At 44.0% G+C, this 26,836-nt stretch carries 20 protein-coding genes; 14 read left to right on the top strand and 6 right to left on the bottom strand.

Annotated elements, in window-relative coordinates; genetic code table 11:
* From ACO06Y_RS04300 to ACO06Y_RS04290, 3 genes are read right to left on the bottom strand one after another with little or no spacing between them, the layout of a single operon-like run.
* On the bottom strand, positions 1-312 hold the full coding sequence (locus ACO06Y_RS04300) for a hypothetical protein (protein ID WP_422082597.1): 312 nt from the start codon (positions 310-312) through the stop codon (positions 1-3).
* Positions 309-1,649 (bottom strand): PepSY-associated TM helix domain-containing protein, encoded by a 1,341-nt coding sequence (locus ACO06Y_RS04295; RefSeq protein WP_422082596.1) that lies wholly within the window; start codon positions 1,647-1,649, stop codon positions 309-311. The genes ACO06Y_RS04300 and ACO06Y_RS04295 overlap by 4 nt, the downstream gene beginning before the upstream one ends.
* A 5-nt stretch (positions 1,650-1,654) precedes the next feature.
* Positions 1,655-4,114: a TonB-dependent receptor domain-containing protein gene (locus ACO06Y_RS04290; RefSeq protein ID WP_422082595.1), complete on the bottom strand. Its 2,460-nt coding sequence runs from the start codon at positions 4,112-4,114 to the stop codon at positions 1,655-1,657.
* Between the two features lie 237 nt (positions 4,115-4,351).
* Between ACO06Y_RS04290 and ACO06Y_RS04285 the strand changes: the two genes are divergently transcribed.
* On the top strand, positions 4,352-5,248 hold the full coding sequence (locus ACO06Y_RS04285) for a LytR/AlgR family response regulator transcription factor (RefSeq protein ID WP_422082594.1): 897 nt from the start codon (positions 4,352-4,354) through the stop codon (positions 5,246-5,248).
* A 95-nt stretch (positions 5,249-5,343) separates the two neighbouring features.
* Complete coding sequence (locus tag ACO06Y_RS04280; RefSeq protein ID WP_422082593.1) at positions 5,344-6,465, top strand: acyltransferase family protein; 1,122 nt, start codon at positions 5,344-5,346, stop codon at positions 6,463-6,465.
* On the opposite strand, the gene ACO06Y_RS04275 is transcribed toward ACO06Y_RS04280, so the two are convergent.
* Together ACO06Y_RS04275 and ggt are read right to left on the bottom strand one after the other, a co-directional pair.
* Positions 6,457-7,380, bottom strand: a complete 924-nt coding sequence (locus tag ACO06Y_RS04275; protein ID WP_422082592.1) for an aldo/keto reductase — start codon at positions 7,378-7,380, stop codon at positions 6,457-6,459. The genes ACO06Y_RS04280 and ACO06Y_RS04275 overlap by 9 nt on opposite strands.
* 118 nt (positions 7,381-7,498) lie before the next feature.
* The gene (gene ggt, locus ACO06Y_RS04270; protein ID WP_422082591.1) at positions 7,499-9,196 is read right to left on the bottom strand and encodes a gamma-glutamyltransferase; all 1,698 of its coding nucleotides are present in this window, start codon (positions 9,194-9,196) and stop codon (positions 7,499-7,501) included.
* A 792-nt stretch (positions 9,197-9,988) separates the two neighbouring features.
* Here ggt and ACO06Y_RS04265 point away from each other — a divergent pair.
* The 12 genes from ACO06Y_RS04265 to ACO06Y_RS04210 all read left to right on the top strand — a co-directional run bounded on the left by ACO06Y_RS04265 (position 9,989) and on the right by ACO06Y_RS04210 (position 25,358).
* Positions 9,989-10,495, top strand: a complete 507-nt coding sequence (locus ACO06Y_RS04265; protein WP_422082590.1) for a hypothetical protein — start codon at positions 9,989-9,991, stop codon at positions 10,493-10,495.
* Positions 10,496-11,114: 619 nt separating this feature from the next.
* Positions 11,115-11,879 carry a sensor histidine kinase gene (locus tag ACO06Y_RS04260; RefSeq protein WP_422082589.1) on the top strand — a complete coding sequence of 255 codons (765 nt, stop codon included), beginning with the start codon at positions 11,115-11,117 and terminating at the stop codon, positions 11,877-11,879.
* A 218-nt stretch (positions 11,880-12,097) separates the two neighbouring features.
* Entirely contained in the window at positions 12,098-12,733 is a 636-nt protein-coding gene (locus ACO06Y_RS04255) for a response regulator transcription factor (RefSeq protein ID WP_422082588.1), read from the top strand.
* A gap of 79 nt (positions 12,734-12,812) precedes the next feature.
* A complete protein-coding gene (locus ACO06Y_RS04250) occupies positions 12,813-15,971 on the top strand; it encodes a WD40/YVTN/BNR-like repeat-containing protein (RefSeq protein ID WP_422082587.1) in 3,159 nt (1,052 codons plus the stop codon).
* 5 nt (positions 15,972-15,976) lie between these two features.
* Positions 15,977-17,734, top strand: coding sequence for an arylsulfatase (locus ACO06Y_RS04245; RefSeq protein WP_422082586.1), 1,758 nt, complete (start codon positions 15,977-15,979; stop codon positions 17,732-17,734).
* 89 nt (positions 17,735-17,823) lie between these two features.
* Positions 17,824-18,375, top strand: coding sequence for a CopD family protein (locus tag ACO06Y_RS04240; RefSeq protein ID WP_422082585.1), 552 nt, complete (start codon positions 17,824-17,826; stop codon positions 18,373-18,375).
* Between the two features lie 195 nt (positions 18,376-18,570).
* Entirely contained in the window at positions 18,571-19,977 is a 1,407-nt protein-coding gene (locus ACO06Y_RS04235) for a sensor histidine kinase (protein WP_422084235.1), read from the top strand.
* A 106-nt stretch (positions 19,978-20,083) separates the two neighbouring features.
* Complete coding sequence (locus ACO06Y_RS04230; RefSeq protein WP_422082584.1) at positions 20,084-20,866, top strand: enoyl-CoA hydratase/isomerase family protein; 783 nt, start codon at positions 20,084-20,086, stop codon at positions 20,864-20,866.
* Positions 20,867-20,885: 19 nt separating this feature from the next.
* Positions 20,886-22,448: a hypothetical protein gene (locus ACO06Y_RS04225; protein ID WP_422082583.1), complete on the top strand. Its 1,563-nt coding sequence runs from the start codon at positions 20,886-20,888 to the stop codon at positions 22,446-22,448.
* Between the two features lie 99 nt (positions 22,449-22,547).
* Positions 22,548-23,624, top strand: a complete 1,077-nt coding sequence (locus tag ACO06Y_RS04220) for a PA0069 family radical SAM protein (RefSeq protein ID WP_422082582.1) — start codon at positions 22,548-22,550, stop codon at positions 23,622-23,624.
* A 75-nt stretch (positions 23,625-23,699) separates the two neighbouring features.
* Positions 23,700-24,047, top strand: a complete 348-nt coding sequence (locus tag ACO06Y_RS04215) for a YciI family protein (protein ID WP_422082581.1) — start codon at positions 23,700-23,702, stop codon at positions 24,045-24,047.
* Positions 24,048-24,110: 63 nt separating this feature from the next.
* Positions 24,111-25,358 carry an RNA polymerase sigma factor gene (locus tag ACO06Y_RS04210; RefSeq protein ID WP_422082580.1) on the top strand — a complete coding sequence of 416 codons (1,248 nt, stop codon included), beginning with the start codon at positions 24,111-24,113 and terminating at the stop codon, positions 25,356-25,358.
* 55 nt (positions 25,359-25,413) lie between these two features.
* On the opposite strand, the gene ACO06Y_RS04205 is transcribed toward ACO06Y_RS04210, so the two are convergent.
* Positions 25,414-26,832, bottom strand: coding sequence for a sulfatase (locus ACO06Y_RS04205; RefSeq protein ID WP_422082579.1), 1,419 nt, complete (start codon positions 26,830-26,832; stop codon positions 25,414-25,416).
* Positions 26,833-26,836: the final 4 nt, after the last annotated feature.

Below are 26,836 nucleotides of genomic sequence, written 5' to 3'. Positions count from 1 at the left end.
TTAAGGGAAAATAAAAAAGTACCCTAAGATATTAATAAGGATCAATAAGGTAATAGCTACAATTCCTTTCCTAAAAAAAAGAGCCACGAGTTCAAAGCCCATAATGACCAATAGCAGGCTCGTAGCATTTCGCGCCGAAGCGATATAGGCCTTTTTCATCTCGACATCAAAATTGTAAAAGGAAGCTTCAGTGGCATTTTGGGAAACCAGCCACCATTCATTGTAAAAATACAGGATAAGTACTGTATTCAACAATACAAAGGCCAAAAGTATAGGGATGGCAACATATTGATTTAGGGAAGCCCGTTTCATACTTGCAAAGGCTTTTTGGAAAATCGGGTACGAACCCATAGAAATAGGGCTTTCAGTAGAAGAAATGTTAAAAGGCCATAGAACAGGATAATGACCGTTAAGGAAGGAACACCAATACCCCAGATGACACTCATAATCCCAACGATCGCACAGAAGGCAAGTATTCCAAATACCCATCGGTATAATAAAGGTCTAAGTTCAACAAACGAAGGCTTTTCCGTCCTTTTTTTCTCGGTTCTCTTTAAATAGATAATAAATCCGCTTAGGGCCAAAAACCCAGAGGTAAGGGCAAGAAAAGCATAGAGTATTTTCAACCAAATGCCCGCAAAATCACCAAAATGGAAGGACTCCTGTACAAAGAACAGTTTTCCACCAAAGTCGTCCTCGTTAATATCGTACTTCAACAAAGTGTTTAAATTTCCTTTATCCAGTACCAATTTATTGCTTAGCCGTTCATAGGCCTGTCCGGGGACATCACCTACAATTTCTATGGTTCGTGCGCCATCTCGGGAAGGGCGTACGGTTTTTGGTATCAATTGGGGAAAGATAGAAGATGTTTTCTTCAGGGCTTGGTCAAAATTGGCGGTCATTGCCAAATCTTCCTTTGGCGTCAATGGATTCTCCGCTCGTTTATAAATATTGGGCCGTTCTATGGAGAAGGCTTTTTGCAATTGACCTTGAAGGCCCAACCAGGTTCCGGTAATGGCAATCATTAGATTAAATACCAACGCAAGGACACCTATAAACTTGTGCAGGTCAGCCTGACGCATCCTTAGGTTTTTGCCCCGGATTTCGCCCAAGGATTGTTTTTTCATAAAGCGCCCATAAATTAGGAAACCGGTAATGGTGGAGATCAAAAGCGCCAGGCCGGCCAATCCTACGATTAGTCGCCCCCAAAAGGCTTCATAAAAGCGTACATGTAGGTTGCGCAAGTAATAGTTGAAGGTTTTATAATAATTGCGTTCCCCGAGGATTTCCCCTGTATATGGATTTACGAAAACTTCCCAGAATACTGGAAATATCCGGGGCGCATTTTTGGCCATTAACCGTAGATTATAGGTTCCCGTGGCTTCTGTTGGAACATATACCTCAAAAAGTTCCTTATCCGGATGGGCTTCGGTCACTTCGGAGACAATAGCGTTCAGGGTCATTCTGGTCGATTCCTTTTCCACAAGATACAGCGAAGGATTCAACGCCTCATCGATTTCCATTCGGAAGAGGGCCGCCGCCCCGGTCAAGCTTAAAAAGGCAATGATCACCCCAGCATATAGCCCCATCCAGCTATGAATGCGCCATAATAGGTTTTTTTTAGCGGAACGGGGCTTTTTCGAGGTCATGTTTTTTAAAATGTATAGGATACCGTAGTCATCACGTTTCGAGGTGCTCCCGGGAAGGCCCTGATAAAGTCGTAACCGCCGACCCAATGGGTTTTATCAAAGATGTTATTGATGTTCAATTGAATCTGGAATTTGTCCAATTGGTAATACAGCGCGGCATCGAACAATTCGTAACCCGGAAATAATGGAGGTTCCGGGGTACGTACGATAGATCCGAACCGTTCGGTAACAAAATTAGCGCCCAACCCAAAGCCGACCCCCTTAAAAGCCCCTCGGTCTATGACGTATTTGCTCCATAGGTTCCCGGTATGTCTGGGGGCATTGGGTTTTTGGCGCCCGATTTCGCTAGGGTCGTCACTTTCGGTTATGGTTGCTTCATTAAAGGAATAACTGGCGACCAAACTCCAGTTGGGGGCTATTTTTCCGGCCAGGTCAAATTCCACCCCCTTGGACTCCTCTTCACCGATTTGTACCAACAAATCAGGTCGTGTAGGGTCATTGGCATTGTAAAGCTCACCTTGTTGGGTTAAATAGAAAAGAGCCATTGAGGCACTCAACCGACCGTTGAACCAATCGGTTTTGGCACCGAACTCTATCAGTTCACTGGTCAGGGCATCAAAAGGCCCCCCGGCATTGGGATCTGCGATTACGCTGGCAGTTTGGGGTTGATAGCCTTGAACAAAGGTGCCATACAGATTTACATTATCGTTTAGGGAATAGACTAGTCCCACTCTAGGTAAAAGCACATCCTGCTCTATTTTTTCCTCCTCATCCGTCTTGAAGTTGAGGTCGTCTATATAATACTCTTGGCGCAGGCCCAACAACAATCTGAAATCGCCCCAAGTGGCCTGATTTTGAACATAGATACCATGGGAGCGCAGCCTACTCGTCGGGAATTGGTTGGTGGCATAGATATAGTCCGCAAAATTTCGGATTTGATTGGCCGTGGGATCGGTCAAGTCAAAATGGGGCACGTTGGGAACGGGATTGCCCTCCCCATCCAACAAAAAGGCATCGGCATTGTCCGGATCAAAGCTATTAGCGGTTCCCGAACCATCGGCCAGAAGGTAGCCCCTAGCTTGTAATTGGGAGCCCCCAGGCTCCAAAAGTTGCTGAAAATAGTCGTATCCCACCAACAATTGGTTGCTTACCTCGCCGATGTCAAAATTGTAATTGAGATAGTTGTTGAAGTTGTCATTGTTCCATTTGCGATTACGGATAAATACCCGCATCTCCACTTTTTGGGGATCTCTGGTGCCATCTCCCAAACTGGCAAAAGTATTGGCCGTCCTATGTTCTTGAAGATCTTCGCGGTAGCTGCTTCGCATATAGATACTATTAAAGCTAAGTCTATCCGAAAACTCGTGACGTAAGGAAAGGGTAGCGTTGATGCTTTCCTCCTTTAGGAAATCATTGGCCGCGTTCAATGCTTTGGTGATAGGTACGGAGAAGAGATCGCCATCCCCAAAAACCGCCTGACCCCGATCCAAACGCCCTTCGGAACCTTGATAAACGATATCCACGTTCAATCGGGTTTTATCCGAGGGGAGGAATGAAAAGGAAGGGGCCACTACCAAGTTCTTGTCGAACTGTAGATCCCTAAAACTGCCCGAGTTCTCATAGCCCAGATTAATGCGATATAACAACTTACCGTCTTCGGTCATGGGGCCGGTGAAATCGCCCAAGGTGCGGAAGGTATTGAAACTGCCCACGGTAGCCGTAATGGATTGCCGTTCCTCGTCCAAGGGTTTTTTGGTTACGCGGTTAATGGTACCTCCCGGGGAAGCATTCCCGAATAGGGCGGATGCCGGACCTTTAATAACTTCCACCCTTTCTATATGCGGAATCAGCTGCTGTTTCCAGAAACTGGTAAAGGCCCGCATACCATTGACCAAGTTTCCGGACGTACGCTGGCCGGAAACTCGAAACCCACGTATGGTGATATCGTTATAAAACGAAAATTGGTTTACCCCACTGATGTTTTTTACCACATCGTTTACCCGGAAGGCGGCTTGATCTAGAGCCAATTCCTTCGTCACATAACTGATCGCTTGAGGGACGTTCCGTAACAAGGTGGCCGATTTGGTTCCTATAAAAGAGGAGGTATTTTTATAACCCGTCTCTTTTCTACCGATAATTTCCACGGATTGCAGTTGGTTCACATTTTCTGTAAGCATAAAGTCCAAAGTGACCGTTTGTCCAGCAGCTACCGTTACTGTTTTTTGTACCGTGCTAAAACCGATACTACTGGCAATCAGGGTCTGTTCGCCGGTAGGGACATTGTCCAAAACATAACGGCCCTTGGCATCCGATGCGATGCCCAAGCTGGTGTTTTCTATTCGAATGTTTACGAAAGCAATAGGTTGGTCGTTGTCGTCCATGATGGTTCCTGTAACCGTAGCGGTTTGGGCTTTACTACTGAATAGGGCAAAAAGAAAGAGGAGGAAAATTGGTGCAGTCTTCATATTATTTTTAATTAGATCAATTCTAAATAAGGAACAAATATAGAAGCCGGTTTTGTTTTGGACAAGTCTTTTACGTGATTTTTTTGTAAAGTCATGAGGTCATAAAGCACATCACATTGGGAAGAAAGGTCGAACGGCTACAGTAGGGTTTTACCCATCCGATTTGAAACGGCTATCTTTAAGGACTTGGGACAAAACCTTTTAAGGGATTTTCCAAGGAAGGATGAAATTTGGATTATGTTTTCCGGAATTACGCTGAAGTCGATATCTCATTTTTTTGCACAACCTTACCCTTTCTATTATCAAGGAAAGGACTTGTCAGTCGTGGTTTTTGCAATTTTCGTATTCGTGGTTTTCTTCAATTTTTTTGTAGAGCCTTTTAATGTAAGTCGGGATGAGCACATCATGCACTATTTTTGGATTTCTGTTATCCATTCCCTAATTCCCATACTGGTTTTGTTCTTGCATATTGGGGGGTTATCAACTAAAAGTACGCTGATCGATTCATGGAACGTGGGCAAGGAAACGCTTTTGCTCCTAAGCTTTTTTCTCTTCACCGGTATTGGACAATTTTTGATTCGGGATCTTATTTATGATAATCCGAATAACTGGTCATGGGGCTATTTTTTTGAGGAAATTCGAAATACTTTTATTGTAGGCACTATATTGATGCTGATATTGATTCCCGTAAACTTCAATCGTCTGTATCTGCGGAACCAACAAAAAGCCGCTCAATTTCAGAGGAAACCCGAATCTGTTTTCGACGCGGATAAAAAAGAAATTTTCACATCGATTTTTATCAAGACACAGGTAAAGGGTGATGATTTTAAGCTGAATCCAAATGAGTTCATCTTTGCGCAATCGGATAAGAATTATCTGGAAATATTCTTGAAGAAAGAAGGAAAATTGCTAAAACAGGTGAAACGGATGACCATAAAGGAGTTGGATGTGCAGCTGTCCCAACTTCCTTTTATTACCAGAACACACCGTTCCTATTTGGTAAATCTCAATCAAATAACCAAGGTTTCCGGTAACGCCCAAGGGTATCGTTTGAAACTAAGGGAGGTTCCCGACGCCCTTCCCGTTTCCCGAACCATGATCCCTAATTTTGAACAGCAATGGCGACAAGTTTAGCGAGGTTTTGTTATCCGTAACAAAAACATGTCGTTCGTCCCAAGATGATTTTATGGCTTTTGGGAAACCTTACTTTTGGCCCAAAACGAACAATCATGATGCGACGGTACGACTTGGATTGGTTGCGGGTAGGGGTATTTGCCCTCCTCATTTTTTATCATGTGGGGATGTTCTTTGTTCCCTGGGGCTGGCACATAAAAAATAATGTAATCTATGAATGGCCAACTTACCCCATGCTATTTATAAACCAATGGCGCTTGCCCATCCTTTTTGTAATCTCAGGAATGGGAACTTATTATGCCTTGGGGAAACGTTCGGGAAAACAGTTTGCTTGGGAACGGATACGGAGGCTTTATATCCCCTTGGCTTTTGGGATGTTATTGATCGTGCCTCCACAGGTGTATTTGGAACGTATCGTAAACGGACAGTTTACCGGAAGCTTTTTTAGCTTTTGGCCAAAACATGCCTTTACTTGGATCTATCCGGAAGGCAACCTAAGTTGGCACCACCTTTGGTTTCTACCCTATTTGTTGGTCTACTCCCTGATTTTATTGCCGATATTTCTCAGATTGAGGAATAACCCACAAAACAGTTTGTTCCTATGGATACGAAAGCGGATTAAAAAACCATTTGGTCTTTTTTTGTTCCTACCGCCCCTCTATTTGGTCGAAGCCTTTATGGAGCCCTTCTTTCCGGTAACCCACGCCTTGGTGGACGATTGGTTCACCTTTGTGAATTACCTGTTGTTTTTCTTTTTTGGTTTTGTATTGATTTCCGTTCAAGAGGTTTTTTGGAATACGGTAAACCGGTACCGAAGATACTACCTGTATTGCGGTATTTTTGGATTCTTGCTATGGCTGTGTATCCGATTGCTATTGGAAGATACAACCTTGGTTCATTTTACGGAAGCCTTTGTAAAGGTCTTTAATCTATGGTCCTGGATTTTGGTGCTTTTTGGATATGCGGCTACCTACCTTAACAAAAAAAGTGAACTACTTTTCTATTGCAATCAGGCTGTATATCCATTTTATATACTGCATCAGACCCTAACCATTATCATCGGGTATTATGTAATGGACGTATCCTGGTCCCTGTTTACAAAAATCACGATAATGACCTTGGGGACTTTTGGCGGATGTTGGGTACTCTATGAGTTCCTGATTCGAAGATGGAAAATGACCCGGCTACTGTTCGGTCTTAAACCTAAATTACAATGACTTCAAGTAAGACACCATTTTCTCCCGGCCTTGGGAATCGGGTAGGGCTCCATAGCCCGCCATCATATTATCGATGACATGATGGGGTTTGGAAGTCCCGGGAATGGCGCAGGTAACCGCTTCATGGGAAAGAATGAATTTTAAAAAGTATTGTCCCCAACTTTTAATATCATAATCCGAACTCCACCCGGGCAACGATTGCCCCTTGACCTTTCGGAAAAGCGACCCACTATCGTAGGGCTGGTTGATGATGACAGCAGTTTGGTTTTTTTGGCAAGTAGCTAAGAGCGACTTTTCCGCATGGCGGGACAGGATGGAGTAATTGAACTGTACAAAATCCGGTTTTTCCTGACGGATAATCTTTTCCAGGGTTCCATGGGCGGAATCCACATAATGGGTCAACCCCCAATACCGAATCTTTCCGGCTTCCTTCCAAGCACGCAAAGTCTTTACATGGGTCTGCCAATCCACCAGATTATGGATCTGCATCAAATCCATAGTGGAACGCCGCATTTTTTTAAGGGAACTGCTCATTTGATCGATACCTGCCTGCTTGCCCGAAGTCCAGACCTTGGTGGCATAGAAAAAGGAATTTTGACTGTCCAATGCCGCCGATACCTTGCCCACGGTGGCTTCCGAACTCCCATACATGGGAGAAGAATCTATGACCTTGCCACCCAGTTTGTGCATTTCCAAGAGCACCTGCTGCCTTACCTTCAAAGCTTCCGAGGAATTGCCAACATCAAAAGTGAGCCAGGTACCCAGCCCGACTATGGGCAATTGTTCCCCGGAACCGGGAATAACCCTGTGGCGTATGCTTTCCTCTGGGGAGAATGAAAATAGGGAAGGTAAAGTGGCGAGACCCAATCCGGCAAGACCGTAGCGTTTTAAAATTTCCCGTCTAGAATATGGCATCACAAATCGCTTTTTGAAAGATGTACTTTAAATTAAGCCTTTCTGGGCAAAGCCTATGTTAAGGGTTTGTGAATTGATGGCACCGTCCCACAATCCATGAATCCGATAATCAATAGTATCAATACCCCGCTGCCTGCCCATCCTTACGGCTTTCCGAAGCTCCGTGATAGACTTGGTTCTCCGAGTCCCATAGAATAGCCTGGTAGCCGCCATAGGCACCGCGGGTAAATCCTACCCGATGCCTTTTATCCATCAATCCACGAACGGTAGTGTACGGAATGCCGGACTCCACACGTACCTGTCCCGTGCCTTCGGGCGTTTCCCCCGTGGGACTGTTGCCACCGGTATGGTCCCAACGTGGGGCATCCCCGGCTTCCTGCAAGTTCATGCCAAAATCAATAAGGTTCATTACAATTTGGGAATGGCCTTGGGGTTGGAAATCACCGCCCATCACCCCAAAACTTACGTAAGGCTTGCCATCCTTGGTGATAAAGGCGGGAATAATAGTATGGAAAGGTCGTTTTCCAGGTTCATAGGTGTTGGCCTGTCCACGGGTAAGGCTAAAGAGCTCCCCCCGGTCCTGTAGCATAAAACCGAGTTTGGGAGGGGCCATTCCGGAGCCCATGCCCCGGTAATTGCTCTGTATCAATGAAATCATAGTTCCTTCCTTGTCCGCTACCGTCATATAAATGGTTTCCCCGGCACTAATTTCCCCGGCCTTATAGATGCCGGCCCGTTCGCCGATCAATTTTCTGCGCTCTTCGGCATAGGAGTCGGACAGCAATTCGGCCACCGGGACGTTTACGAAATCCATATCCGCATAGTACTTGGCCCGATCCTCGAAGGCCAGTTTTTTGGCCTCAGTAAATAAATGCAGATGTTCAGTGCTACCAAATTCAACGTTTGAAAAATCGTATCCTTCCAAGATTTGTAACATTTGTAGGGCGGCTATACCCTGACCATTGGGAGGCAGCTCCCAGACATCATACCCACGATAGTTGATGGAAACAGGTTCCACCCATTCGGATCGATGTGCTGCAAGATCTTTGGAGGAGAGGAATCCACCCTGTTCCTTGATGAACTTTCCGATAGTTTTTGCAATTTCCCCCTTGTAAAAGGCATCACGCCCGCCTCCAGCAATTTTCTTATAGGTATTGGCGAGGTAAGGATTTTTATAGATTTCCCCTTCATTGGGAAGTTGGCCGCCATTTTGCGCCATATAGGTGTCCTCGATGTTGGGGAACCCTTGCGATTCATAATACGGGATGGAACGTTGCATATAAAAGGCGATCAGTTCCGTTAACGGAAATCCCTTTTCCGCATAGTCGATAGCCGGGGCCAAAAGCTCGGCCATAGGCTTGGAACCAAATTTGCCATGTAACTCGAACCACCCATCCACGGCCCCCGGCACACTTACCGGCAAGGGCCCCAGGGCCGGGATTTTCTCCATTTTTTCCTTTTCAAAATAATCCAAGGTGAGGTCTTTAGGGGAACGCCCACTGGCATTGAGCCCATAGAGTTTCTGGGTCTTACCGTCCCAAACGATGGCGAACAGGTCACCCCCGATACCACACCCCGTTGGTTCCATAAGCCCAAGGGCGGCATTGGCTGCAATGGCGGCATCAATGGCATTGCCTCCTTTTTTCAGGATGTCCAGCCCAATTTGGGTGGCTAAGGGATGACTGGTGGCCACCATCCCATTTTGCGCCAATACTTCGGAACGGGTCGCAAAGGGTTGGCCGGTTACCCGGTCTTGGGCATGGCTTAGGTTGAAAGCGGTTAAAATTGTAAAAACGCAAAGTAAAGAAGTTCTCATCCCGGCAATTTTTTTGAATCGCTCTAAAGTACAAAAAGTTGTATTGGGTAATTTGTTTTCTTTCCGATTTATCTAATGAAGGTCGCAGGCTTATTGGTCACTTCTTATATATCACCCAACACTTTTAATAGTTCTTATTGGGGAGATATGTTTTCGTTCATTTCTTGGTCTGCCCAAAGAAACGAACCAAAGAAAGGGACACTTTCCCGCAGGAAGTTTTGACACCTATTCTTCGGGAAAGATAGCCTTGAAAAGAGAGCTTTCGAATCATTCAATTTTAATTATGAAAATGTCAACATATAATACTGGAAAATTCCCAAAGGTCCATGGTACAATACCCTTTCCCGATTCAAAATCCACCTGATCTTTGGAGGGGCATTTACCCCTTTTTCTACCGTTTCCCGACCCGTTTTTCTGTAGTCTTAAAAACACAACTATTTGATAATCAATTAAATATAACTAGTTTGATAATACGATTGAGCTTCCTTTGGTTTTTTGAGCGATTTTCTAAACTACCTTAGCCTTGAATTTAAAAGCACAAATCATGGAAGCGACATTGGACGAGAAATTACTACAAAGAATCCATTATGGATTGATTATCGCGGTGGCTATTATTGGTATCATATTAATATGTGCCAGTATTTTTACCAATCTCTAACGGAAGGGAGGAAAGGATGTCTCTAGAAGAATTCTATGTATCTTTAAGAGACAAAGTTTTATTTGAAAGTCTAACGAAATGGATTTAGAATTGGCCATTAATTATAATAACAACTAAACTTTAAAACATCGAATATGGAAACCAACAGAAACGCGCGAATCTTTATAGCGATTTTGATCTTGATCATTATTGCCTTACTCATCAATAATTGTACAGATCGACCTTCTTCAAAAGAGGTACCGCCCCCATCCCAGACCATTAGTCTAGAACAAGCCCAGCGATTACAAGAAGAATATGTACGTACTAGAAGTGGTATCGTTAACAAGACCCTAGGGTTTGAGGATACCCGGGATTTTTGGTTCTCCCTTGATAGTTTGGAACAGTATATACGCTATGTACGGAGTGAGAGCGCAAAGCAAGGGCTTGAAGATTTGGGACTACGTATTTTTTATGCCGCCTATCCAGAAAAGAGCGAGGAAAAGTGGCCCGATCCAGGGCTCTCTACGGTAATTATTGTACCTACTCATGGCAAACTGGAATTGAGCAATGGGTTTTTCCCAGCACCACCATTACAAAGCACCTCTAATATGAGAGCATACAACTATGCACATGGTGGCAAGCCACCCAAAAAGGTGAAGTAAATCTTTTAATGGATCTTCAATATTTGCCCTATGTAGCAACTGTTGTACAACTTTCAACAGCAATTATCGGGACTATCCATTACAGTAAATATTCTAAAGCTAAAGAAAGGTTTTTCTTTTATTTTCTTTGGTTTGCAATTCTAGTGGAAATTGGTGGAGCGGTTTTAAGTGATGTTTTTGTTTTGCCTAATTTTTGGTTATACAATTTATATACACTTATAAGCTTTTCATTTTATTTTTTTTGGTACCATTCTATTTTGAAAAGGAGCGATTTCCAAAAAATGGTATTGACTTTTGCAGTACTTTTCGTTTGTGTAGCTTTTTGGAACTTCATCTTTCAGAGTTGGTCTTCTTATCATAAGTATACCTTTATAACAGGTGCTTTGTTAACTATGGTGTGTACGATTTTTCACTTTTGGCAACTGTTGAACAGCGATGAGATTTTGGAAGTGAAATACAAACTGAGTTTTTGGATATCGACAGGACTGCTTCTATTTAATATGGGGATGATACCTCTTATGTTGCTCTCAAGTCATCTAAACTTTAGTGAAATACAATTTTATATTCTTATTATTACTTTAAATTTTATTCTGTACGGGTGTTATAGTATCGGATTTTTATGGACCAAGGCGAAGTACAATCGTTCCTGATCGTTTTTTCCGCCATCGCCTTAAGTTTGGCGGTTACGGTAGTGATTCTCTTTGTGCTGTTCCAAAAACGGAAGAATCGGCTTTTAAAGCAACGGGCCAGGGACAAGGAGGCCTTTGAGAAGGAACTTTCCGAGACCCAGATAGAAATCCGCGAAGAGACCTTGCGCAATATCAGTTGGGAACTCCACGATAATATTGGGCAATTGATGACGTTGGCGAAGATCCAGGTCCAGATGGAGGAAAGCAAAAGCCCCCAATTGGAGGAAGCCTCGGAAACCATGGGCAAGGCCATACAGGAGCTACGTACCCTATCCAAACTTATTAATCCTGAAGCCTTGAAGAGCCTTTCCCTTGCCGAAGCGGTACAACTGGAAATGGATCGCTTTAACCGTATGCAATTCCTAAAGGCTTCGCTTAAAGTGGAGGGAGCTTCCAAACCTATCGATCCCAAAGAGGAGATTATCTTGTTTCGCATTTTGCAGGAGTTTTTTTCGAATACGGTAAAGCATTCCAAGGCCACGGAACTTCAGGTCTTACTCAATTATACGGATAGCGCCTTGGCGATTGTTGCCCAGGACAACGGTGTCGGTTTTGAACAGAAAGCGGATACGTATTCCGGTATCGGGTTAAAAAATATGCGTAACCGGGCCAAACTGGTCAATGCCCATTTGGAGCTTTTCTCGGAAAAAAACGAAGGCACCCAATTAAAGATGACGTATAATTTTGTAGATTGAACGTTCTTGTGAAAGATAATTATCCCAGCAAGTTGCGCCCGTCCTCCTTTTTGTATGCCTTGATTTAAAATTGGACTAATTCGGAGGGTTGGAGAGTATGGTAATGAACCCCAAACAGCAATGAGTCTACCAGGACATAAAAAAGTTCCCCTTGAACGTCTTAGGTCTTTTTTCCTTGAGCGGAGCGATTCTATCCCCATTTCCAAAAAGTTGATCAAATGACCTACTCCGTAGTCATTGTGGACGACCATACCCTGCTTTCACAGGCCATAGCCGGGCTCGTGGACAGTTTTGGCAAGTTTAAGGTATTGTACAACTGCAAAAACGGACAGGAACTGTTGGATCGCTTTGCAAGCCCCAAGAGCATACCGGATATCGTATTGATGGACATTAATATGCCCATACTCAACGGTATTGAAACCACCCAGATTCTAAAGACCGATTTTCCACAGGCAAAAGTATTGGCACTCTCCATTGAGGAAGACGAAGGAACCATTTTAAAGATGCTACGGGCCGGTGCCCGAGGTTATCTCATGAAGGATACCAAACGTGAGATATTGGAAGAGGCCCTCTTGCACATTGCCGAGAAAGGCTATTACCATACCAATACAGTAACTCAAATTCTGGTAGGTACGTTGGAGAAAAAAGAACCCATTTTAGACCTAAAGGAACGGGAACTGGAGTTTTTACGTTTGGCCTGTTCCGAGATGACCTATAGGGAAATCGCCGATGCCATGCACCTAAGTCCCAAAACTATTGAGGGTTATCGGGATGCGCTTCATGAAAAATTGCATATCAAAAACCGCATCGGGCTGGTACTCTACGCAATCCGAAACAAGATTTTTGAACCTTAGGAGAAGATGAATCTTCAACTGCCAAGAACCGTTTTTTTATTTCTACTTTTAAAGGGACTAATTTGAACTCTAAAAACGTATGAAGACCTTCCGCTTTTTAATGAGCTTGGGAATGCTCGTTATTTTTTTGGCGCCTTTTTCCTTTACGGCGCAGAAAAGAAAAAAATCCAATTCACCAATACTTCAATTTCCCGAAGAGCTCTATTCCAGTTTATCGTACCGTTTAATCGGTCCTTTTCGTGGTGGCCGATCCGCAGCGGTAACCGGAGTTCCGGGCAAACCCAACCTCTTTTATTTTGGGGCCACCGGTGGGGGTGTTTGGAAAACAACAAATGGTGGCCGTAGCTGGGAAAACATCTCGGATGGTTATTTTGGAGGAAGTATCGGAGCGGTGGAAGTAGCCCAAAGCGACCCCAATGTAATGTACGTTGGGGGCGGGGAAAAGACACTTCGGGGCAATGTTTCTTCAGGTTATGGGATTTGGAAGACCGAAGATGCCGGAAAGACCTGGAAATCGGTAGGACTGGAAAAAAGTCGACATGTACCACGAATACGCATTCATCCCAAGAATCCCGATATAGTTTATGCAGCAGTCTTGGGCAATATTTATAAACCTACCCAAGATCGAGGGGTCTACAAAAGTGTGGATGGGGGAGAGACTTGGAAAAATATCCTTTTTGTAAACGACCAATCCGGGGCCGTGGACTTGACCTTTGACCCCAACAACCCGAGAATAGTATACGCTTCAACATGGCGCGCCAAGCGAACACCCTATAGCTTAAGTAGCGGGGGAGATGGCTCGGCTCTATGGAAAAGTACGGATAGCGGGGAAACCTGGTCCGAGATTTCAAGGAATACCGGTTTTCCCAAGGATACTTTGGGCATAATTGGAGTAACGGTTTCACCGAAAAATTCGGAACGAATCTGGGCGATTGTGGAGCAAAAGGAAAAAGGCGGCCTATATCGAAGCGATAATGGAGGCAAAACGTGGGAACAGGTAAACGATGAGCGCAAACTGCGCCAACGTGCTTGGTACTATACCCGGGTCTATGCCGATACGGAAGATGAGGACGTGGTTTATGTTTTGAATGTTCGGTATCACAAGTCTACGGATGGAGGCAAAACCTTTAACACCTTCAATGCCCCTCATGGAGATCATCACGACCTTTGGATAGCCCCGGAGAACTCAAAACGAATGATTATCGGGGACGATGGGGGTGCCCAGGTTTCCTATGATGGCGGGGAGACATGGAGTACGTATTATAACCAGCCCACCGCGCAGTTTTATCGGGTAACCACGGATAATGCATTTCCCTATCGGATTTATGTGGCCCAGCAGGACAATTCCACCATTCGAATCAACCATAGAAGTGACGGAAATGCCATTGGCGAGGATGATTGGGAAGAAACGGCCGGAGGCGAAAGTGCACATATTGCCGTGGATCCGACCAATAATGATATTGTGTACGGCGGAAGCTACGGTGGTTTTTTGACAAGGGTAAACCATAAGAAGAACACAACACGGGGCATTAATGTATGGCCAGATAATCCCATGGGATATGGGGCCGAGGGGATGAAATATCGATTTCAATGGAACTTTCCCATTATTTTTAGTAGGCACGATCCCAAAAAGCTCTATACATTTTCCAACCATGTACACCGAAGTACCGATGAAGGTCAAAGTTGGGAATTGCTGAGTGAAGACCTTACGCGAAACGATGCCTCAAAATTGGTCAGTAGCGGGGGACCGATTACCCAGGACAATACCGGGGTGGAGTATTATTGTACTCTGTTTGCTGCGAATGAAAGCCCAATAAAGGAAGGCCTTCTTTGGGTTGGAAGCGATGATGGATTGGTTCATATTACCCAGGATGGAGGAGAAACCTGGGATAATGTTACCCCTAGTATTATGCCGGAATGGACCATGGTAAATAGCATTGAACCGTCGGTTTTTGAGGAAGGTACCTGTTATGTGGCCGGCACGCGTTATAAGTTGGGCGATTTTCGACCGTATCTCTATAAGACCACGGATTATGGGAAAACCTGGAAAAAAATAACAATCGGTATAAATGATGAGCATTTTACACGTGTGCTCAGGGAAGACCCCAAAAGAAAGGGCTTACTGTATGCCGGTACGGAGACGGGCATGTACATTTCCTTTGATGATGGAATCAATTGGCAACCGTTTCAACTCAATTTGCCCGTTGTGCCTATTACGGATTTAACGATAAAGGACAACAATCTTATTGTTGCTACCCAAGGTCGTAGCTTATGGATTATTGACGACTTAACAGTTCTCCATCAATTGCAGGATGCCATTAAAAATAAGGTCACACATCTATTCAAACCCAAGGACAGCTACCGAACTAAGGGTAGTACTACGGAGAAACCTTCCCTGACCGAAGGTGAAAATCACCCCAATGGGGTCGTCACCTATTTTTATCTAAAAAATGGGGTAGAAAAGGATAGTGTACGTCTAACCTATTTGAACAGTGCCGGGGATACCTTGGCAGTATTTAAAAATTCGGCAAAGGAGAAAGACAAAAAACTGGAAATAATGAAAGGGGGTAATACCCATGTCTGGGATACTAAGGGCAAAGGAGCGGAGAAACTGGAAGGGATGGTCCTGTGGTGGGCCAATCTTGATGGGCCGAAGGCCGTTCCCGGAACCTATAAGGTATCCTTGAACGTCAACGGTGCGGAACAATCTCAGCAGTTTACGATTCTTCCTGATCCACGATCGGAGGCATCCGTTGCCGATATGCAAAAGCAACACGATTTTGTAAGCGACATAAACGCCACTGTGAACAAGGCCCATGAATCCATCAAGAAAATCCGAAAGATTACTGGGCAGTTGGAGGCCTTTTCAAAGCAATACGCTTCGACTCCGCTCAGCGCAAGCAATGGGGAACAAATAAAAAAATTGGTTGAGCAAGCTAAAACGATGAAAGAGAAATTCGGGGAAGTGGAAAAGGCCTTATATCAAACCAAAAACCGTAGTGCACAGGATCCATTAAATTTCCCGATTAGATTAACAAACAAATTAGGACATTTGAACAGTTTGGTCACTCTGGACGACTTTCCGCCTACAGATCAGGACATCGCTGTAAAAAACGAGTTGACGACCAAGATCAAAGCACAACTTAAAGCCTTTGATACCTTGGTTGCCCAGGAAATCGAGGCTTTCAACTCGGCATTCAATAGGTTGCAATTGGATTATTTATTTGTAGAAGATTAAGGATTATGAAAAGACCAATACCGTATTTATTGCTTTTTTGTATTATTTATATGCGGCCTGTGCCGTCCGTGGCCCAGCAAGGGGAAAGACCCAATGTGATTTTAGTTATTACCGATGACCAGGGCTACGGCGATTTGGGAATTACGGGCAACCCGCATGTAAAGACGCCAACCTTGGATGCTTTTGCCAAGGAAAGTGTCCGTCTCACCAATTTTTACGTTTCGCCTGTATGTGCTCCCACCAGGGCCAGCTTAATGACTGGGAGATATTCCTTGCGTACCGGGATTAGGGACACCTATAACGGCGGAGCCATTATGGCCTCCACTGAGGTGACCATTGCCGAGATGCTAAAACAGGCCGACTACCGAACCGGGATTTTTGGGAAGTGGCATTTGGGGGATAATTATCCCAGTAGACCGCAGGATCAGGGTTTTGACGAATCCGTTATCCATTTGGCCGGGGGTATGGGTCAAGTCGGGGATTTTACCACCTATTTTAAGGGTGACCGGAGTTATTTCGATCCCGTTTTGTGGCACAACGGAAAGCAGGAGGCATATATTGGCTATTGCAGCGATATTTTTGCGGATCAAGCCATTCGTTTTATTGAAAAGAACAGATCCAACCCTTTCTTCTGCTATCTTTCCTTTAATGCCCCGCATACTCCGTTACAGGTTCCGCAGAAATATTACGACAGATATAAGGATATTGATCCTTCCTCGGGATTTAAGGATGATGACCGACCTTTTACGGAGATGACCGAAAAAGACAAGGAAGATGCCCGAAAGGTATATGCCATGGTAAGCAATATAGACGATAATTTGGGCAGACTGTTTCAAAAATTAAAAGAACTAAAGCTTGAAAAGAATACCATCGTTATTTTTATGACCGATAATGGCCCACAGCAAGTGCGCTATGTTGCCGGTATGAAAGGGAGAAAGGGTAGTGTTTACCGAGGTGGGGTAAGAGTCCCTTTTTACCTTAGGTATCCTAAAAAAATAAAGGGAAATCGGGACATTGAAACCACCGCTGCCCATATTGATGTGCTCCCGACACTTGCAGAGATTTGCGACTTGGAGGTGCCTAGGGATAGAAAATTGGACGGACGAAGTCTAGTTCCCTTGTTTCAAGGGAAAAAGGAATGGCAGGAACGACTACTTTTTTTCTACTGGACCCGGAAATATCCCGTTCGGTATATAAATATGGCACTACAGCAAGGGCCCTATAAATTAGTGGCCCAGACGAATTTTGATGCCTCTCTCAAGGATTTTGAAATGTACCATGTTTTGAACGACCCCTATGAGCAAAAAAACCTGGCCATGGAAAATACGGCTATGGTACAGCGCCTCAAAAATGAGATGGACAAAACCTATCATGAATTGATCAATTCGGAAAACCTGCTGAATCCACCACCTATTATAGTGGGAACGCAGAATGAGAACCCCATTTTTTTAAACAGGAATGATGCCAGTGGGGAGCGCGGCATTTGGAATCAGGAGGAAGTCTTTGGGAAATGGAAAGTAGTATTGACAGAGGGCTTATATAACATCAGGTTCAAGTTTGTAAAACCCATTAAAAAAGGAGGCAAAATGTTTCTGGAGACCGGTTCCTTGATCAATTCCATGGAAAATGATACAGATGGTACGGATAGTTTGGAAATGACAGGCGTATCCCTACCGGATATGGAATGTGATCTGATTCCGTTTTACGCCATTGACGGTAAGCGCATATTTCCTTTTTGGGTAGAAATGGAGCGAATCCAATAGAAATACTATGCCTCATTATTTTACCCTTGCAAGAACCGAGTTGACTAAATCCCTAAATTTGAATGTGAAACCGTAAAACATGATTTATCGTGTCCGAATACTATAACTATATCAAGGCCCTTCACCTTATCTTCGTGGTCACTTGGTTTGCCGGGTTATTTTATATTCCACGCCTATTCATTTATCACATTGAAGCCTCCCTAAAACCATCCCCTGAAAAGGAAATTCTGGGCAATCAATTGAAACTAATGACCAAAAGGTTATGGTATATCATAACCTGGCCCTCGGCCCTGCTCTGTACCTTGTTTGCAATTTGGCTTTTGGTGATAATGCCGGGATGGCTGCAACAGGGGTGGATGCACATAAAGCTTGCCTTTGTTTTTCTACTCTTCATCTACCACCTTAAATGCCATCAGATTTTTAAGCAATTGCAAAGAGATGAGGTAAAATACACCTCCAGATTTATGCGGATTTGGAACGAAGGTGCCACCTTGATTCTTTTCGCCGTGGTCTTTTTGGCCATTTTGAAGAGCACGTTTAGTTGGGTATTTGGGCTGGTCGGCATTTTGGGTCTGGGTATTTTTCTTATGTTGGGCATAAAGCTGTACAAGAGGATACAGGAGAAGAATCCAAATGCATAGACCTGAAATCGCGAAAAGTTTCCGACAACCTTTTGGTAATCCGCCAAGCTTTGTGATTTGAGTTTTGGAATTTGAACTTTGAATTTTGTGATTTGGATTTTCTCAAATTGACCTTGGTGCGATATTTGCTAACTTTGTCTAAACGCGGTATCTGTGTTCAAAAAACTCTCCCTCAGATCAAGGATTTTCGTGGCCATGATTCTTCTGGTAGTCATTCCCTCCGGATTGATAACCGCAGTGGCCATTTTTCAATATAGGGAACAACGCAAAGATTATCACACGGAAAGACTGGCCCGAAAAGAGGAACAGATCAAGCAAAGCGTTAACTACACCCTTCAGAATACCACCTATCCCATCACCACCGAGAATTTGGGACTGATTTTTAAGGAAGACATTTATCAGATAGCGGATGTCCAAAACCAGAATTTCAATATTTATGACTTGTCCGGGGAATTGATCAAGAGCTCACGGCCCAAATTTGTGGTAGATTCGGTGGCTATGTGTCTGGATGTTGAGGTGTTGGACCATTTGATAGAAAGTATGGACAAACGCTATATAGAGGAAAACTCTGCCGCGGGGGACGATTATCAATCCTCTTATACCTACATCACCGACCTCAAGTTTAAACCCATAGGCATATTGAACTTGCCGTATTTTGAGGACAACTCCTTTTATGACAACGAACTTCAGGAGTTCCTGATGCGTTTGGGCGGGGTATACCTACTTATGCTCATTACTGCAATCGGATTTGCCTATTTCGTTTCCAAGTATACCACTCGTTCCTTGGAGACCGTTTCCGATATGTTGGGCAGAACGGATCTGAACAAAAGGAACGAGAAAATCCTAATCGATGATCCAAGTGAGGAAATCGAAAAATTGGTGACCTCGTACAATGCGATGATCGATGAATTGGAGCGCAGTGCCGTTAAGTTGGCTCGGAGCGAGCGGGAACAGGCTTGGCGGGAGATGGCCAAACAGGTGGCCCATGAAATTAAGAACCCGTTGACCCCAATGCGATTAAGTGTACAAAGTTTTCAGCGCAAGTTTGATCCCAAAGATCCGGACATGGAAAACAAGATCAACGAGTTTTCGAAGACCCTGATCCAACAAATAGATACCATGAGCAGTATTGCATCGGCTTTTTCAAATTTTGCAAAAATGCCGGCACAGCAGAATGAAACACTCAATGTAGTCACAATTGTTAAGCTTGCGCTTGATATTTTCAATGAGGACTACATCCATTTTATCTCCAGCGAGGAGAAGATTATTGCCAAATTGGATCGTACTCAACTCATCAGAGTGGTTACCAATCTGATCAAAAATGCCATACAGGCTCTCCCGGATGTCAAGACACCACGTATCCTGGTCTCCGTCTCTTCTGATGGGGATTCCGTCAAGATTTCTGTGGCGGACAATGGGATAGGCATATCGGACAGTTTCCGGGAGAAGATTTTTGAACCGAAATTCACCACAAAGACCAGCGGTATGGGCCTTGGCCTCGGGATGGTCAAAAATATAGTCGAAACTTACGATGGTAGCATCGATTTTACCTCACAGCCTGGCAAGGGCACGGTGTTTACGGTCAAATTCCCCAAGGCCTAATGTTTTCTTTTCGAAGATTAATAGGTAGTTGCCAATTATCTTGTTGGATTAACCATAATTATAGCTTTATTTTGGCTTGTAAGTTTTATTAATGAGTTGATTTAAAATGAGCTATAAAAATATCAAAGTTGTAGAAGAAAGCCCTATCGCAATTGTTACCATCAATCGCCCTAAAAAATTGAATGCCCTAAATCAGGAAACCATACGGGAACTGCACGACGCCTTTAAAAATCTGGATACAAAAAAGGAAATAAAGGTAATTATCCTAACAGGAAGTGGGGAAAAGGCTTTTGTTGCCGGGGCGGATATTTTGGAGTTTGCCAATTTTACGGTAAAGGAGGGGAATGACCTGGCAGCGAGGGGTCAGGAACTGTTGTTCAATTTTGTGGAGAATCTTTCTACACCGGTTATTGCGGCCATTAATGGTTTTGCCCTGGGCGGCGGTCTGGAATTGGCCCTGGCCTGTCATTTTCGTGTGGCCAGTCACAATGCCAGGATGGGCCTTCCCGAAGTTTCGTTAGGACTGATTCCAGGTTATGGGGGTACCCAACGCCTCCCGCAATTGGTGGGCAAGGGACGGGCCATGGAGATGATCATGACTGCAGGCATGATAGATGTGGAACGTGCCGTGGAGTTTGGTCTGGTCAATCATGTGGTCTCCCAAGAAGAGCTTTTATCCCATTGTATAAAACTGGCCGACAAAATAGCGAATAACTCATCCGTTGCCATAGCCCATGCAATAAAAGCGGTAAATGCCAGTTTTAAGAATACTATTAATGGATATGCCGTTGAAATTGAGTCCTTTGGTACGTGTTTCGGAACTGCCGATTTTGAAGAGGGAACTTCGGCCTTTTTGGAAAAGCGCAAGGCCGATTTCCCAGGGGAATAGCATATCTTAAATCCTACTTATGACCAAAAGAAAAAGTCTTTCCCTATGCTTTTTCCTGCTGTTTGCTTTGACCATCATAGCGCAGGAAATCCCCATTCAACATGTATTGGGCGAAAAATATAACGACAGGTATAAATACTCCAACCTTTTGACCATTGCCAAGGACGGTGAGGGAGGTTCGGTGTTGGTACGTTCCTATTATCAAGGTATCGTGCTTAGGCCCAAAGGATATTTTGTGGAACGTTATGATGAGAACCTCCAATTGGTTTCGGAGTATAATTACAAGCTCAAAAATGCCAATTTTGTAGATGGCTATGTTCGTAATGGTCAGGTATACCTTCTATTCCTGGACTATAACTACACAACACAAGCATACGACTATACCGTACACCGAAGTCCGATTTCCGAATATCATTTTACCAGGGAGACTTTGCTCTCCATCCCTTCCAAGGAGGTCAGAAATCCATTGGACAAGAACTATTACAACCGAAATTTTTCTTCTGGTTTTACCACTTCGGTGCTGTTTGATCAGGCTAAATCGGGTTTTGCGATTACAACACATTTCAAAAAAGGCAAGAACAACAAACACTTCATCCATGTTTTTAATGCCAATTTGGAAAAATTGATGGAACATGATTTTTCCGCTGAGGTGGAGGAAAAAAATTATGCTTTTGAGAATGTTGCGTTTTCAAAGAATATGGACAGGGCTTTTTTAATTGGAAAATCCTACTTCAAGAAAAGAAGGTTCAGTGCCTTGGAACGGAAGTTTCAATATGAGCTTGTTCAGGTTTCCCGTGAAGGAGGAAAAACACAGACTTTTGATTCTCCTGGAAAGTTTTCGGAAGGTTTGATACCGCTTGTCTCCGGAAACAAGATTCTATGTGTGGGGTTTTATGCGGATCGCAAGAATAATCGTTATAACGGGTTGGCATACTTTGAGCTTGTACCAGGAAGTCTAAAGCTTGTTTCCAAGAAGTATAATCCTTTTTCGGAACAATTTATGATGGACAAGTTTGGTCGCGACGACGATAAGGAAATAAAGAACCTTGTTTTTAAGAATGCTACAATAAACTCGGATGGTTCCATACTGTTTAATGCGGAAGAATACTTCATGACATCCAGCGTCCAGGCCAATTCAAGTGGGGGCCGGGTAAAAATTGAACGTTTTCATCACAACGATATCGTAAGTGCAAAGTTGGACGCCAATGGAGATGTTGTCTGGACTCGAAACATCAACAAGTCCGAGGTGACACAAGGCGATGGCGCCTACGCATCTTATAGTTCATATGTGCACAATGGGGACACCTACTTTTTCTTAAGTACCTCTTCGGAGAATCCACAGCTTTTGAGTGGCGAGCGTCTTTTGTTCAAGCAGGGCCTTAGCCGAAATCGAAATGTATTTGTCATTAAGTTGGATGCAAAAGGGCATATCAGCTATGAAAAACTAATCGATGATAAGGAAGCCCGTTTGCCCTTAATGGTATCCAAACCCCTGATCAACCCATCGGATGATGCCTTATTGTTCTACGCCAAGCGAGGTTCCAAAAAACAGCTCGCCAAGGTTTCCATTGAAGGACGCTGATTAGCAATTACTTTGTCCATATCATTTTTTGTTAATTAACAAATTTGCTTGGCTTAATATTTGGATTTAATCCATAAATTTGGAATAAATCCAATATATTTGAAAGAAGAAGATTACATAAAGGGTCGTGGGGCCCAGCAAAACGTTCCCAACAGATTTCTTCAACACATTTACGAAACCCGTGATGATTTTCTGGAGTTTTGTCGCATTGAAGGGGAGGAGGCGGACAAAAACAAGACCCAATACATTCCTGTATTTCCCAAGACCATTGTGAATAGGGTAACCAGTCCTGATGTGGGGATGATGTATTCCATGAATCCCTATCAGGGTTGCGAACATGGCTGTATCTACTGTTATGCACGTAACACCCATGAGTTTTGGGGTTATAGTGCCGGACTCGATTTTGAACGCAGAATCCTGGTCAAGAAGGATGCGCCAAAACTACTCGAGGCCAAACTGAAGCACAAAAACTGGAAGGCGGAAACCATAGTGCTATCCGGAAATACAGATTGCTATCAACCCGCCGAGAAGAAATTCAAGATAACCCGGGATTGTTTGGAGGTGTTCTTAAAGTATAGGCATCCAGTGGGAATGATTACCAAAAATGCATTAATTTTAAGGGACTTGGATATCCTTTCGGAACTGGCAAAAGACCAACTGGTGGGAGTAAACATTTCAATAACCTCCCTTTCCGAGGAAACAAGAAGAATTTTGGAACCAAGAACGGCTACGATCAAGAGAAGATTGGAGACCATTAAGACCTTATCCGAGAACAATATTCCGGTAAATGCCATGTTGGCTCCCATAATCCCAGGTATCAATAGCCACGAAATCATGAATTTGGCCAAAACGGTAGCGGATCATGGCGCCCTGTCCTTTGCATTTACCGTAGTGCGCCTTAATGGAGCAATAGGACAAATCTTTACGGATTGGATAAAAAAGGCGTTACCCGAAAGGGCAGAAAAAGTGTTACACCAGATTCAAGAGTGCCATAGCGGAACACTTAATGATAGCCGATTTGGCATACGAGGTAGGGGTGAAGGCAAAATAGCAACCCAAATCCATGATTTGGTGCGCTTGGCGAGACGCACCTATTTTAAGGACAAACCACCTTTTCCTAAATTGAATAAAGGACTACATGAGCAGTACAAGAAAGGACAGATGAAATTGTTTTAGAATTTTTTCGGTTTTTTGTCCAATTATCCGGGAAGGAATACGTCTTTAGCATATAATAACCCTTAAAGAATAGTTATGAGTAATTTTTTGTTTTTATTTAGAGGAGGAGATAGGGCCAGAATGGAGCAATCACCTGAGGCCATGCAAGAACATATGCAAAAATGGGGCGCTTGGATGGGAGGACTAAAGGAAAAGGGACAACTAGTAGATGGTTTACCCCTGTCCAAAGAAGGAAATGTAGTCCATAAGGCAGGAGAAGTAATAACCGATGGCCCTTTTGCGGAAGGTGCGGAAGTTATCGGGGGCTATCTCATTGTTTCAGCGGATGGCCAAAATGAAGCCGTGGAGATTTCCAAGGGATGTCCCATTTTTGAGCACGATGGAAACGTAGAGGTTCGGGAGATAATGTCCATGGATATGTAATTCCAATAGCAGTCTATCCTGGTAAAGTCCGATTATTCTATTCGGACTTTTTACTTTTATAGTATGGGGGAACCAAAAAGAGAACAATTGGTGGAGCACGTATTCAGGCATGAACATGGCAAAATGGTCTCATTTCTGGTACACAAGTTCGGCCCGTCCCATCTGGAAAGAATAGAGGATGCCGTTCAGGAATCCCTTATCAAGGCCATGGATCTCTGGGGCTATAATGACCCCCCGAACAATCCAACATCCTGGTTGTTACGCGTGGCCAACAATATGCTTATCGATACGCTTAGAAGAGAGACCAAAATGGATCAAAAGGAGGATATTTCCATTTTTGAAAGGCAACATGCAGTTCAGGAAGAAGTCCTTTTGAACGACCGCATCAACGACAGCCAGCTGAAAATGATTTTTGCCTGTTGTCATCCATCGTTATCCAAGGAGTATCAAATAATTCTTAGTCTAAAACTGATAGGGGGTTTTGGCAATAAGGAAATAGCAAGGGCACTGTTAAAGAAGGAAGATGCCATCGCCAAGTCTTTTACGAGGGCCAAGAAAAAGCTGAAGGAGCATGTAAAAACACTGAATAGCCCGGTGGAGATAGGATTACGGTCTAGGTTGACCATTGTTTTGAAGGTCATCTATTTATTGTTCACCGAGGGCTATACCGCAAGCCACGGGGAAATCTTGATAAAAAAAGACATATGCCTTGAAGCGATACGTTTGGCTCTCCTTCTCTGTGAGAACAAATACTGCAATCAACCGGAAGTACATGCCCTTATTGCCTTAATGTGCTTTCATACCTCAAGGTTCGAGGCCAGGATAGATCAAAATGGCGATATGGTAGATTTGGAACATCAGGATAGAAAGACCTATGACAAAGATTTAATACGAATTGGCATAGAGCATTTGGAGGAGGCCGCGGTGGATTCTAGCCCTTCCGACTATCATTTGCAGGCTGCCGTTGCATACTATCACTGCACGGCCGTAAAATTTGAGGATACGGACTGGAAGGGTATTTTACGACTATATGACCTGCAGTTGGAAAGGCAATACTCCCCTATTGTATGGTTGAACAGGATAGTTCCGTATTACAAGGTGTACGGGGCAAGAAAGGCGTTGCTGGAACTTCAAAATTTTGAAAATGGCCCCTACTTCAGTACCAGTGCCTTGTTTTATGCCATTAAGGCACAGTTGTTACATGACCAGGGAATTTCAGGCAGTGCCAGGGAAGCGTTGCAAAAAGCCATCGATCTCACGACCAACCTATTGGAGAAAAAGCATCTTTCCAAAAAATTGAATACGTATTGATACAAGCACTCTCAACGGGCCTGTCTTTTTTTGGGATTTTATGGATCGTAACCTCTCAATTCCTTTCGGCAAGCTGATCTTTTCCCATGACCATATTCTCCTTATGGGCCTTTACCAAGGCATTTATTTCCTGAATAATCTCAGGATGGTTTTCGGCGATATTGAAAGCTTCCGATGGATCTTCACTTAAATTATACAACAATGGAACGGTATGATCTACCCGTTCCCCAAATTGCCCATAAACCCCTTGCGTAGTATAATGCACTTTATAATCCCCCGATCTCGCCGCATACAATTCCGTACCGCGGTAGTAGAAAAAGGATTCACGGGGGCTGGTAGCCCCATTGAAAAGGGTTTGGCTCAGATCTACACCATCCATAGGTCGGTCGCTTGGAATTTCGGCTCCGGCCAACTTGCTAAATGTTGTAAAGAAATCCATGGTGGTTCCCAAATCAGAAACAATAGCCGGTTTAATACGGCCTGGGCCCCAAAAAATACACGGCTCCCGCATACCACCCTCCCAGGTACTGCCCTTGCCTGCATAGAGTAATCCCGCGCTGCCACCATGGGTGCCAAAAGGAAGCCAAGGCCCATTGTCCGAGGTAAAGACCACTATGGTATTCTCGGCCAGACCTTCTTCCTTAAGGGTGTTCAAAATTTGGCCGACTCCATGATCTATTTCCTCGATAACATCACCGTACAATCCCCTTTTGCTTTTTCCCAAAAAATCCTTGGAGGCAAACAGGGGGATATGGGGCAGGTTATGGGCCAGATAGATAAAGAAAGGCTCGTCCTTATTCTTTTTGATGAAGTCCACCGTTTCCTGGGCATATCTTTTTGTGATGGTATTCTGGTCAGCCGGTCTTTCTATAATTTTTGTATTCCGAAGAAGGGGTACATTGAAGTCCTTGGTATCGATAAAATCATCGTCGGCCACGGTTTGTCTATACCCTTTTTTACCCTCAAAATCCATATCATTGGAATAGGGGATTCCAAAATAGTAATCAAAACCATTGTTGGTCGGAAGGTACTGTTCCTTATGTCCCAAATGCCATTTCCCGATACATGCGGTCGCATACCCCACCTTCTTTAATTGCTCAGCCAAAGTGATTTCGCTCGCGGGCAGGCCATTGACCGAATTGGGGAAAAGTACCCGGCTTTTATCACTGGCCATTCCGCTCCGTACGGGCAAACGTCCTGTCAACAATGCAGCCCTGCTAGGGGTACATACACTAGCGGCCGCATAAAAGTTGGTCCATTTTTGCCCTTCAATGGCCATTTGATCCAGATGGGGTGTCTTGATCGTGGGATGACCGTAACAACCTAAATCGCCGTAACCCAGGTCATCCGCAAAAATGATAATAAAATTAGGAGGACTTTGGCCGGAATCCTGCGATGACACGCCAAGGGAGAAAACCAAAAAAAAGACCATGGCCAGGCATGATTGAATACGGGTAGATAAAGAACTCTTCATTGTC

The sequence above is a fragment of the Ulvibacterium sp. genome (assembly GCF_965228935.1).
In the GTDB taxonomy this organism is placed as follows: Bacteria; Bacteroidota; Bacteroidia; order Flavobacteriales; family Flavobacteriaceae; genus Ulvibacterium.
The sequence above is the reverse complement of the archived record's forward strand: the minus strand, read 5'-3'. Positions and strand labels throughout refer to the sequence as shown.